At 67.7% G+C, this 11,410-nt stretch carries 11 protein-coding genes; 4 read left to right on the top strand and 7 right to left on the bottom strand.

From position 1 onward, the window contains the following. On the bottom strand, positions 1-212 hold a 212-nt coding region (locus DI526_RS16085; RefSeq protein WP_304280085.1), incomplete at its 3' end, for a type II 3-dehydroquinate dehydratase. 79 nt (positions 213-291) lie between these two features. On the opposite strand from DI526_RS16085, the gene thiS reads away from it, so the two are divergent. Together thiS and DI526_RS16075 are read left to right on the top strand one after the other, a co-directional pair. Further along, positions 292-492 (top strand): sulfur carrier protein ThiS, encoded by a 201-nt coding sequence (thiS, locus tag DI526_RS16080; protein ID WP_304280082.1) that lies wholly within the window; start codon positions 292-294, stop codon positions 490-492. Between the two features lie 44 nt (positions 493-536). Further along, on the top strand, positions 537-1,349 hold the full coding sequence (locus tag DI526_RS16075; protein WP_304280080.1) for a thiazole synthase: 813 nt from the start codon (positions 537-539) through the stop codon (positions 1,347-1,349). On the opposite strand, the gene DI526_RS16070 is transcribed toward DI526_RS16075, so the two are convergent. The 6 genes from DI526_RS16070 to DI526_RS16045 form a co-directional block, all read right to left on the bottom strand. After that, the gene (locus DI526_RS16070; protein WP_304280076.1) at positions 1,346-1,729 is read right to left on the bottom strand and encodes a type II toxin-antitoxin system VapC family toxin; all 384 of its coding nucleotides are present in this window, start codon (positions 1,727-1,729) and stop codon (positions 1,346-1,348) included. The genes DI526_RS16075 and DI526_RS16070 overlap by 4 nt on opposite strands. Beyond that, on the bottom strand, positions 1,726-1,989 hold the full coding sequence (locus DI526_RS16065; protein WP_304280073.1) for a type II toxin-antitoxin system Phd/YefM family antitoxin: 264 nt from the start codon (positions 1,987-1,989) through the stop codon (positions 1,726-1,728). The genes DI526_RS16070 and DI526_RS16065 overlap by 4 nt, the downstream gene beginning before the upstream one ends. 59 nt (positions 1,990-2,048) lie before the next feature. Beyond that, complete coding sequence (locus DI526_RS16060) at positions 2,049-2,795, bottom strand: DsbA family protein (protein WP_304280070.1); 747 nt, start codon at positions 2,793-2,795, stop codon at positions 2,049-2,051. 25 nt (positions 2,796-2,820) lie between these two features. Beyond that, positions 2,821-4,251, bottom strand: coding sequence for a M48 family metallopeptidase (locus DI526_RS16055; RefSeq protein ID WP_304280068.1), 1,431 nt, complete (start codon positions 4,249-4,251; stop codon positions 2,821-2,823). A 143-nt stretch (positions 4,252-4,394) separates the two neighbouring features. Beyond that, positions 4,395-7,142 carry a ribonuclease E/G gene (locus tag DI526_RS16050; RefSeq protein ID WP_304280064.1) on the bottom strand — a complete coding sequence of 916 codons (2,748 nt, stop codon included), beginning with the start codon at positions 7,140-7,142 and terminating at the stop codon, positions 4,395-4,397. After that, complete coding sequence (locus tag DI526_RS16045; RefSeq protein ID WP_304280062.1) at positions 7,066-7,287, bottom strand: hypothetical protein; 222 nt, start codon at positions 7,285-7,287, stop codon at positions 7,066-7,068. Before DI526_RS16045 ends, DI526_RS16050 begins: the two co-directional genes overlap by 77 nt. A gap of 404 nt (positions 7,288-7,691) precedes the next feature. Between DI526_RS16045 and DI526_RS16040 the strand changes: the two genes are divergently transcribed. Then, positions 7,692-8,891, top strand: a complete 1,200-nt coding sequence (locus tag DI526_RS16040; protein ID WP_304280060.1) for an N-acetylmuramoyl-L-alanine amidase — start codon at positions 7,692-7,694, stop codon at positions 8,889-8,891. A gap of 124 nt (positions 8,892-9,015) precedes the next feature. After that, on the top strand, positions 9,016-11,382 hold the full coding sequence (locus DI526_RS16035; protein ID WP_304280057.1) for a penicillin-binding protein 1A: 2,367 nt from the start codon (positions 9,016-9,018) through the stop codon (positions 11,380-11,382). The last annotated feature ends 28 nt before the right edge of the window (positions 11,383-11,410 follow it).

Raw genomic sequence — 11,410 nt, 5'->3', positions numbered from 1 at the left:
GCCGAGGCCGACACACGCGCCTCCTGCACCCAGTCGATCAGCACGCCCTCATGGTTGGACTGGCGGAAGACCACCGAAACGCCACGCGAAGCCGCCCGCGCCTCGCAGCGCGCGCGGACATCATCAAGGGTGTCCTTGCCATAAATCTCGGGCTCGCGGGTTCCCAACAGGTTGAGGTTGGGGCCGCTCAGCACGTGGATCGGTTTTACCATGCGGCTCCGCCGTCGATTCCGGGAGGTCTTGTATAGCCGGTTCCCTCAGGTCACAAGCAGGGCTCGCTTCGGAGGTGAAATGAGGCTTTTGTTGAACGGGGAAGAGCGGGACGTGGGCGAGGTGCGCACGATCGCCGATCTGGTGGCGTCGCTGGGTCTGGACGCCCGCAAGGTGGCCGTCGAGCGCAACCTCGAGATCGCCCCGCGCTCGACCTATGCCGACACGACCCTGGCTGACGGCGACCGCATCGAGATCGTCACTTTTATCGGCGGCGGTTGATCCCGCGTATTGGATCGCGGGCCGGCGGGGCGTAAACCAACCGCATGAACGCGCATGTTTCCCCCGACACCGTCTCGACGCCGGATACAGAAGAAACCTGGACCGTCGCCGGCCGCACCTTCCGCTCGCGCCTGATCGTCGGCACGGGCAAATACAAGGACTATGCGACCAACGCCGCCGCCGCCCGGGCGGCCGGAGCCGAGATCGTCACCGTGGCGGTGCGCCGCGTGAACCTGACCGATCCCAGCCAGCCGCTGCTGGTCGACTATGTGAAGCCCACCGAATTCACCTATCTGCCGAACACGGCGGGTTGCTTCACGGGGGAGGACGCCGTCCGCACCCTGCGCCTGGCCCGCGAGGCCGGCGGCTGGGATCTCGTGAAGCTCGAGGTCCTCAGCGACCCCAAGACCCTGTTCCCGGACATGGAAGAGACCCTGCGCTCGCTGAAGCTGTTGGTCGCCGACGGCTTCCAGGTGATGGTCTACTGCTCGGACGACCCGGTCTACGCCAAGAAGCTGGAAGAGGCGGGCGCGGTGGCGATCATGCCGCTGGGCGCGCCGATCGGCTCGGGGCTGGGCATCCAGAACCGCGTGAACCTGCGGATCATCGTCGAGAACGCCAAGGTGCCGGTGCTGGTCGACGCCGGCGTCGGCACGGCCTCGGACGCGGCGATCGGCATGGAGCTGGGCTGCGACGCCATCCTGATGAACACCGCGATCGCCGAGGCCAAGGACCCGATCCGCATGGCCAAGGCGATGAAGCACGCCGTCATCGCCGGCCGCGAGGCGTATCTGGCCGGGCGTATGCAGAAGCGGCGCTACGCTGACCCGAGTTCGCCGTTGGCGGGGCTGATTTAAAGGGCTGACACCACATCGGTGCTGGCGAAATCTTCGCCTACGAACAGCAATGGACAACCGCGTTCGTGCGCCAAAGCGTAGGCGAAGCAGTCGCCGAAATTTAGGCCGGCGGGGTGGAAGCCCTTGCCCCAGCGCCGATAGGCGGCCGCGATCTTGTCGACATCTTCGAGCGCCACGGGAACGGTGCTGAAGCCGAAATCGTTCAGAAGGCCGCTCATTTCTTCGGCGACATTCTTGCGATGCGCGACGATCATGGCCTCAACAGCCGTCGCGGCGGAGATGAGGACCTCAGTCTCGGCCGCTAAAGCGTCATGACAAGCCGACGCCGTCGTCTCTCCCAGCGCGATCGCCATCAGAGCCGAGGTATCGACGACGATCACCCTGGAAGGCCGTCGTCGTCGTACAGGAAGTCCTGGCTGCGCGCGGCCGAAACGCCGGGCGTCGCCTTGGCCCGACCACTTTCACTGATTGCTTGCAGGCGGCGCATTCGTTCAGCTGAATCCACCAGCGGCTTGTTGGGTATCGGCGTTAGCTTTACGGCCGCATGACCGTCTTGTGTGAGGATGATCTCCTCGCCGGCCTCGGCGCGGCGGACCAGGTCGGTCAGTTGGCCCTCGGCCTCGGCGACGGCGACGCGCACGACAATGCTCCTGAAGCGTCCACAAAACGATAGTGGCTCCTCGACGGCCGCCCTTCAAGTCACCCGGCCTTCGCCTTGCTCGCCCGCGTCTGCTCGATCGCCAGCTTCAGGGCGTTGATGTCGGCGCCCGGGATCAGGGTGTCGCCGACGACGAACGCCGGGGTGCCTTGCAGGGCCAGGGTCTTGGCCAGGGCTTCGGTGTCGGCCAGGTGCTGGGTCACGGCCTGGCTCTCGCCGGCGGCCTTGGCCTTGGCCAGGTCGATGCCCAGCCCCTGGGCCACGCGCAGCGCCGTGGCGGCGTCGAGAGCGTTCTCGGCCATCAGGGCCTTGTAGAGCTCCAGGCTCTTGCCCTGGTCCTTGGCGCCCAGCATAAGGCGTGCGGCGGCCTCGCTGTCGCGGCCGAAGATCACGAAGTCCTTGAGAACCAAGCGGATATCGGGATTCTTCTGCACGAGGTCGATGATCTCGGGCGCGGCGTGCTTGCAGTAGCCGCAGCGGTAATCGAAGAACTCCGTGACGGTGACGGTTCCGGCCGGATTGATCACCACGTCGCGCGGATCGCGCTCGATCGCCTGGCGATACTGGCCGATCGCCTTCTGGGCCGACGCGGCCTGCTGATTGGCCTGCTTTTCCTGCAGCTTCTGCGACGCCTCCATCAGCACCTCGGGGTGCTCGAGCAGATAGGCGCGCACCTTCTCGCCGAACCGATCACTGGGCTTGGCGTCGGGCCGCTCGCAACCGGCGAGGACCAGGCTGGACACGGCCAGGGGCAGGGCGAGGGTCGCGGCGCGACGAAACAGGGTCATCGAGATCTCAAGGTTAGGCTGGCCGCTAGCGGCCGAGATTGGATTGCATGGCCCCGTCCTTGGCCAGGTCCTTCAGGTCCTGGTTGGAGGGACGGGAGGCCAGGACGATGTCGGTGGCGCGGCGCCAGTCCGGGGTGTCCTTGGGCAGCAGTTCGCGGGCGCGCATGGCGAAGACCCGCGCTTCACGCACGGCGCCCAGCGAGAAATACTGCTCGGCGGTGGCCAGACGCGCCTCGCCGTCCTTCTTCTGCTTGTCGTAGGCTTGGGCCAGCAGACGCCAGGCGACGGTGTTGTCCGGTTCGTTCAGCAGGCTGCGCTTCAGTTCCTTGACGCCTTCCTCGACCTTGGCCGGGTCATTCAGGTTGATCAGGGTCTGGCCCAGGTTCACGCGCAGCAGGGCGGCGTCGGGCTTCAGCTGGACGGACCGGCGCTGCGGCTCCTCGGCCTGGGCGATGCGGTTGAACTCGAACAGCACCTGGCCCTTCAGCTCCCAGAGATAGGGGTTGTCTGGATTGTCGGCGATCAGGCCGTCGATCAGCTTCAGCGACCGGTCGGGGTCCTTCATCTGATAGTAGGCGATCGCGCGCGCATAGCGGGCCGGGAAGCTGGCGTCGGTCTCCTTGTATTTCATCAAGGCGACCTGCGGATTGATGAAACCTTCCAGCTTGGCCTTCATCACCTCGTGCTGGGCGATGTCCTCGGGCGTGTCGACGGCGCTGTAGTGCGGCTGGCGCTCGACGCGGCTGCGCAGCACCTCGATCCGTTCCGAGGACAGGGGGTGGCTACGGAAATAGGCGTAGCGGCGCGCCTGGTCGAAGACTTCCTGGTAGCGGAAATTGTCGAAGAACTCGACGAGCCCGCGTCCCGACTGGCCGGTGGCCTCAAGGAAGCCGGCGCCGGCCTGGTCGGCGCGGGACTCCTGCTCGCGGCTGTAGCCCAGCGCGCCCAACGCGCCGGCATACTGGGAGTTGGCGATCAGGGCCGCGCCGCCGTCGGGCGAGCCGGCCAGGGCCGCCAGGATCCCCAGGCCCATGGTCAGGATCATGGGCTTGAGGCCCGCGCGCATCATCTCGTCCGAGCGGATCGGGTGGCCGCCGGCCAGGTGCCCGGTTTCGTGGGCGATGACGCCGCGCAGCTGGTTGGGGTTTTCGGTCTGCAGGATCAGGCCGGTGTTCAGGCCCATCTGTAGGCCCTGGGTGGCGAAGGCGTTCAGGCTCTTGTCGCCGACGATCAGGATCCGCACGTTCCGGGGATCCAGCCCCGCCGCCGCGAAGATCGGGTCGGCGTCGTGGTGCAGGATCTCCTCGATCTCGGTGTCGCGGATCAGGGACGGCGAGTCGTCCTGGGCCCGGGCGACCTGGGGGACCGAGACGCCGGACGCGACGATGGACAGCGTCGACAGCGCGACGACCCACCCGGTCTGGCGTTTTCCGGCATGCCCTCCACGCGAGGTCATCGAATGATCTCCAGATCGCGCCCCCGCGAACCCTGCTCAGTCTAACTTGGAACGTTGGGGCGAGGGAACAAGGCTTGCGCGGGTTCCCCATGACGATTTCGGCCCGCGCCTTTGGTCAAAGGCGCGGGCCGTGGTCGGCTCGACTACCGGCGCCACCAGCCGCGGCGCGGCTTTTCGGGCGGGGTCGTGATTTCGGCCGGATCAGGCTCGGTCGGCGCTTCTGGCGCGGCCTCGGCGAGGACCTCGGGTTCCGGAGCCGGCGTCGCCTCGGGAGCCGGGGCGGCTTCGACGACCGGCTCGGCTTCCGGCGCAGCAACCTCCGCCGCCGTTTCCGGTTCAGGCGGCGCGATGGCCGCCGATTCGGTCACGACCTCGGCCACGGCTTCGGCGGCCTCAGCCACTTCGGCGGTCGCCTTCTTGCTGCGCGAGCGGGTGCGCTTGGGCTTCTTGGGGGCCTCTTCGGCCTCGGGCAGTTCGACCCAGACGTCGGCCGGCGGGGCGGAGATCACCGGCGGAGCCAGGATCGGCGCCTCGAACGGCTCGGCCGGTTCGGCGGCGACCGCCACCTCGACGGGCGAGGCGGCTTCGGCCACGGCGGCTTCGGCGACCGGGGCCTCGTCGCGGTTGCGGCGGCCGCGGTCGCGACCACGGCGGCCACGCTCGCGGGCGGGACGCTCCTCGCGCTCGGCGCGTTCCGGACGCTCGGCCGGGGCCTCGGCGCGGGCTTCCGGCGCCGGACGACGGCCTTCGCCGCCGTTGCCGCCGACCAGGACGGCAGGATCGTGCCAGGTGAAGACGTTCTCGCCGAACGGGACGCGCGGACGGATCCAGACATAGGCGTCGGCCTGGCGATCACCGTCCTCGCGACCGCCGCGACGGCCGCCACGGCGACCACGACGGCGACGGCGACGGCGGGCGTCCTCGTCCTCGTCGCCGAACTCGGTGCGGTCGTCGGCATCGGCGTCGGCGTCCTCTTCGTCGCCTTCAGCCTCGGCGTCGACCTCGGTCTCGCGGTCGTCGCGACGACCGCGGCGGCGGTCACGGCGACGGCGGCCCTTGCGGTCGCCGCGATCGTCGTCGCGGGCCTGCTTGCGGCTCGAGGCGTCGTCGTCGTCGGTGTCTTCGCGCTCGATGTCGTCTTCGTCTTCGAGGATTTCCTCTTCGTCTTCCTCGGCCTCGTCGTCATAGGCGCTGTCGTCGAAGTCATCGTCCTCGTCGACATAGGGCGCCGGAGCGACGGCGATGCGTTCGCCGAGCTCGGTGCGCTCGATCTCCTGGTCGCCGGCGTGCAGGCTGTCGTCGACCACCACGGTGACGAACAGGCCGTGCGTCTCCAGCAGGCGCTGCAGATAGGCGCGCTTTTCGTTCAGGATGTAGAGGCCGACCGAGCGCGAGACCTTCAGGATCACGCTGCCGGAACCCTTTAGAGCCTCCGCCTCGACCGCGCGCAGGGCGGCCAGGGCGCTGGACTCGACCGAGCGGACGCGGCCGGTGCCTTCGCAGTGTTCGCAGACATGGGTGGTGCCTTCCAGGACCCCGGTGCGGCGGCGCTGGCGGCTGATCTCCATCAGGCCAAAGCCCGAGATCTTGCCCATCTGGATGCGGGCGCGGTCGTCCTTCAGGGCGTCCTTCAGGACCTTCTCGACCGTGCGGTTGTTCTTGGCTTCATCCATGTCGATGAAGTCGATGACGATCAGGCCGGCCAGGTCGCGCAGGCGCAGCTGGCGGGCGGCCTCCTCGGCCGCTTCGCAGTTGGTCTTGAGGGCGGTGGCCTCGATGTTGCGCTCGCGCGTGGCCTTGCCCGAGTTGACGTCGATGGCGACCAGGGCCTCGGTCTGGTTGATCACCAGATAGCCGCCGGAGCGCAGCGGCACGACCGGCGAATAGATCTGGGCCAGATGGTCCTCGATCTTGTTCTTCACGAACAGCGGGGTCGGGTCGCGGTAGTTGAAGACCTTCTTGGCCTGGCTCGGCATCAGCATGCGCATGAAGTCGCGCGCTTCCTTGTAGCCGGCGTCGCCTTCGACCCAGATGCCGTCGAGGTCCTTATCGTACATGTCGCGGATGGCGCGTTTGACGAGGTCTTCCTCCTCGTAGATCAGCGCCGGCGCGATCGAGTGCAGCGTGTTCTCGCGGATGTTCTCCCAGAGGCGCAGCAGATATTCGTAGTCGCGCTTGATCTCGGCCTTGGTGCGCTTGGCGCCGGCCGTGCGGACGATCAGGCCCATGCCCTGCGGCACGTCCAGGCTCTGGACGACGCTCTTCAGGCGCTTGCGGTCGGTGACCGCCGTGATCTTGCGGCTGATGCCGCCGCCGCGGGCGGTGTTGGGCATCAGGACGCCGTAGCGGCCGGCCAGGGAGAGGTAGGTGGTCAGGGCCGCGCCCTTGTTGCCGCGCTCTTCCTTGACGACCTGGACCAGCATGATCTGCCGGCGGCGGATCACTTCCTGGATCTTGTACTTGCGCATCAGCCGGCGCTTGCGGCGCGCCAGCTCTTCCTCGACGTCGTCTTCGTCGTCGTCGATCGCGGTGTCTTCGCCGTTGACATCGTCCTCGTCGTCGCCGCCCGAGGCGCGACGCGAGATCGGGGTGTCGTCCTCGTCATCGCCGGAATCGTCGCGCATCAGCGCTTCGCGGTCGGCGACCGGGATCTGGTAATAGTCGGGGTGGATTTCATTGAACGCCAGGAAACCGTGACGGTTACCGCCATATTCGATGAACGCAGCCTGCAGGCTGGGTTCGACGCGGGTCACCTTGGCGAGATAGATATTTCCACGAAGCTGTTTGCGGGTCTGGCTCTCGAAATCGAACTCTTCAACCCGGGTTCCGTCCACGACGACCACACGCGTCTCTTCGGCGTGTGCTGCGTCGATCAGCATCTTCTTCGACATTCAGGAAGTCTCCACGGCGCGCGGCGGGCTCTGGGCCCGGGCGCCGATATGAATGAAGGGCGCGCGCGTCGCCGACCGTCGTCGCCCCGCCGAAGCGGGGGCGAAGGGGCGGTTGCCAGAGGCGGTCGGGTGCGGCGCAGCCCATGGGGGTTTCGTTTTGTCCTTACCGCGCCAGGCGCGGACTGGATGTTTCGTGTCCCGCGCCAAGTGGCGCGGATCGGATGGCGCGTCGTCGCCAGGAGGGCGTTTGAGCCCGACGCAGGCCCCGCGATACGGCGTCTCGGTAGGCGTCTTGCCCGCTCCGTCGGTCGCATCGCGAACTATCTAGTCTGCCGCCTCGGCTTCGGAAGGGGTTCAGGACCTCTTTCGCAACCCAGGACAGCCCGCACGCAGTCGTGACGATCACGGACCTTCGCACGCGGCGGGACTGTAGCCATATTGGCGCGGAAAAGAAAAGCTTTCGACGCCTTAGCAAGGCTTAACCCTTTGGCTACCGCCTCGCGCCGATATTGACGATCGGTTCACCAAATCCGGCTAGCGCGGGCGGGTATGCGTAAGGTTCTGATCAATTTGGCCCGCATGGGCTGGGTCCGGGCGGCCCTGATCGTCGGCGGCATGACCGTCGCCGGCGTCGCCGTCGCGACCGCCCAAGGCCCCGCCGCGCCCTCGGGCGTGCAGAAGGTCCGCTTCGGCGGCGACCGGACCGAGACCCGCGTGGTCATCGACCTGGACCGCGCCGCGGCCGGCAAGCTTCTTTCCGACGGTTCCGCCGACCAGCGCCTGGTTCTCGCGTTGCCGAACGTCACGATTTCCGGCGACCTGCAGGGCTCGGGCCAGGGTCTCGTCAAGCACTGGCTGATCGATGAAGCGGCCGGCGGTGCGCGCCTGCGCCTGGAGCTGGCCGGCAAGGTCGAGGTTCGCCGCCGCTTCCTGCTGCCGCCCGGCGACGGCGCCACCGCCTATCGCTATGTCATCGACCTCAAGGCCGTGGATGGCGCCGCTGCGCCGCCGGCCTTCCAGGCCGCGCCCAGGCTGACCCTGGCCAGCGCGCCGATCAAGGCCGCGCCGCTGCGCCTCAAGAAGGTGATCGTCATCGACGCGGGGCACGGCGGCAAGGATTCCGGCGCCCTGGGCGCCAGCGCCTTCGAGAAGGACGTCACCCTGGCTGCGGCCAAGGCTCTTAAGACGCGTCTTGAGAAGACCGGCCGCTATCAGGTCGTCCTGACCCGCGAGACCGACACCTTCGTGCCCCTGGAAGGTCGCGTGCAGATCGCTCGCCGCGCCGACGCCGACCTCTTTATCTCGTTGCACGCCGATTCAGGCCCCGACACCGCGACGCGCGGCGCTTCGGTCTACACCGTGTCCGAAAAGGGCGCCGAGCGGGTGGGCCTGGTGCTGGACAAGAACGACTGGCTGATGAAGGCCAACCTGCCGGGCCGCGACCGCGCTGTCAGCCAGATCCTGCTCGACCTGTCGCAGCGCGCCACCAAGAATCGCTCCGCCGCCTTCGCCCAGCTGCTGCTGGCCAATGTCGGCGAGGAGACCGCGCTGCTTCGCCGCAGCCATCGCGACGCCGGCTTCTTCGTACTGCTGGCGCCCGACGTGCCGGCGGTGCTTCTGGAGATGGGCTTCATCACCAATCCCGAGGACGAGGCGTTCCTGACCAACAAGGCCAGCCGCGCTCGGCTGGTGGACGCGGTTGGCGACTCGATCGAGGCCTATTTCTCGGCGGACGTCCGCAAGTCCTGACCGAAAGGTCCGCTTCCCCTTTCGCGCGTCGCGCTCTAATCACTGGAGCGATCGTTTGCGCCGTGCGCCGGACGATCTGGTGAAGGTGTGCGGCGGGCGAGGGCGTCCGCTCGACGGAGGTCGCGTGGATCTGAAACCCAGGGAACGATGGCTGGCCATCGCGGGCGTGGCGGTGTTGTCGCTGGTCGCCGTCGCGGGCTTCGCGATCGCGATCTATGCGGCCTGGCTGTTCCACGACATGCCCGACGCCGGCGAGCTGCAGGACTACCGTCCGCCGACGGCCACGCGCGTCTACGCCTGGGACGGCACCCTGATCGGCGAGTACTCCAAGGAGCGCCGGATCTTCATCCCCTACGACCAGATCCCGCCGCAGCTGGCGCAGGCCTTCCTGGCGGCCGAGGATCGCAACTTCTTCGCCCACAGCGGCGTCGATGTGGGCGGCCTGTCGCGGGCGATGATCAAGAATGTCGGCAACGCCATCGCCGGCCGGCGGCTGGAAGGCGGTTCGACGATCACCCAGCAGGTGGCCAAGAACGTGCTGCTGACCAGCGACCGCACGGTCGGGCGCAAGTTCAAGGAAGCGATCCTGGCCAGCCGGCTGGAGCAATCGCTGACCAAGCAGCAGATCCTGGAGCTCTATCTCAACGAAATCTGGCTGGGCTATCGCTCGTTCGGGGTCGGGGCGGCGGCCTACAACTATTTCGGCAAGTCGCTGCCGGACCTGACCCTGGCCCAGTGCGCCTATCTGGCCTCCCTGCCCAAGGGGCCGGACAACTACCACCCCATCCGCAACAAGGCCAAGGCGATAGCCCGCCGCAACTGGGTGCTGGGCCAGATGGCCGAACAGGGCTGGATCACCAAGGCCCAGGCGCAAGCGGCCATGGCCGAGGACTTGGTCGTGCAGGCCGCGCCCAAGCGCGCCGCCTATCGCGACGCCGACTACTTCGTTGAGGAGGTGCGCCAGCGCGGTATGGCCACGCTCGGCCCTCGCCTGAACGAGGGCGGATACTACATGCGCACGACGCTCGATCCGCGCCTGCAGACTGCCGCCCGCGTGTCGCTGATGGACGGCCTGGAGCGCTATGACCGCCGCCACGGCTGGCGCGGCGCCTGGGGCCATGTCGAGTCGACCGACCTCAACTGGGAAAAGACCGCGCTCGCCAAGCCGATCCCCTCGGAACGGAGCGCCTGGCGTCCGGCCCTGGTGACCTCGAACGGCGGGCAGGTCCGCCTTGTGAAGGGCGAGGGCGAAGGCCAGATCGTCGGCGAGGACATGACCTGGGCCAAGGCTGGCAAGGGCCTGAAGGCCGGCGACCTCGTCTTCGTCGAGAAGGCCGCCGGCGGCGGCTATCGCTTGCGCCAAGTGCCGGCGGTCAATGGCGCCTTGGTGGCGATGGAGCCCTATACCGGCCGCATCGTGGCGCTGGTCGGGGGCTATAGCTACTCGCTGTCGAACTTCAACCGCGCGACCCAGGCCAAGCGCCAGCCGGGTTCGTCGTTCAAGCCCTTCGTCTACGCCACGGCGTTGGAGAACGGCTATACGCCGGCCAGCGTGGTGGTCGACGCGCCGATCACGCTGAAGGGCGCCAACGGCCAGGACTGGAGCCCGGAGAACTACCACAAGGAGTTCTATGGCGCTCAGCCCCTGCGCAAGGGGCTCGAGCAGTCGATCAACGCCATGACCGTGCGCTTGGCCCAGAGCGTCGGCATGAAGAAGATCGTCGACTTCGCCCAGCGCGCCGGTGTGGTGAAGACCATGGATCCGGTGCTGGCCATGGCGCTGGGCGCGGGTGAGACGACTCCGTTCAAGCTGACCGCCGCCTACGCCCCGTTCGTCAACGGCGGTCGCCGGGTCGAGCCGCACCTGATCGAGCTGGTGCAGGATCGCGAGGGCAAGGTCATCTTCCGCGCCGACAAGCGCGACTGTGAACGCTGCAACGCCGGCTTCAATGGCGACGAGAGCCCGCGCTTCGCCGCGCCGGGCGACCAGATCATGGACCCGATCACCGCCTACCAGATCACCTCGATGCTGCAGGGCGTGGTCCAGCGCGGCACCGCCGCCGCTGTCAGCTCGCTGGGCCGTCCGCTGGCCGGCAAGACCGGCACGACCAACGAATATCGCAGCGCCTGGTTCGTCGGCTATTCGCCCAACCTGATCGTCGGGGTGTTCTTCGGTTTCGACGACAACCGCTCGCTGGGCGAGGGCGAGACGGGCGCGGCGGGCCCAGTGCCGGTGTTCATGGACTTCATGAAGGTCGCGCTCGAAGGCCAGCCGGTGGTGGACTTCAAGCCACCCAAGAACGCCAAGTTCGCGCTGGTGCGCGGCGTCCGCGAAGCTTTCCGCCCGGGCACCGAGCCCAAGGTGGAGGTCGCCCCGACGGGTCCGATCCCTTACGAGGAGCTCAATCCGGGCCTGCCGCCCGTTCCGCAGCCGCAGGCCCAGCCGGGCAAGCCGCCGCCAAAGGTCGATCCCTTGAGCGGCCTCTATTGATGTCATTGCGCGGGACTGCAACGCAGGC

The sequence above is a fragment of the Caulobacter segnis genome (genome assembly GCF_003243465.1).
GTDB lineage: Bacteria > Pseudomonadota > Alphaproteobacteria > Caulobacterales > Caulobacteraceae > Caulobacter > Caulobacter segnis_A.
The sequence above is the reverse complement of the archived record's forward strand: the minus strand, read 5'-3'. Positions and strand labels throughout refer to the sequence as shown.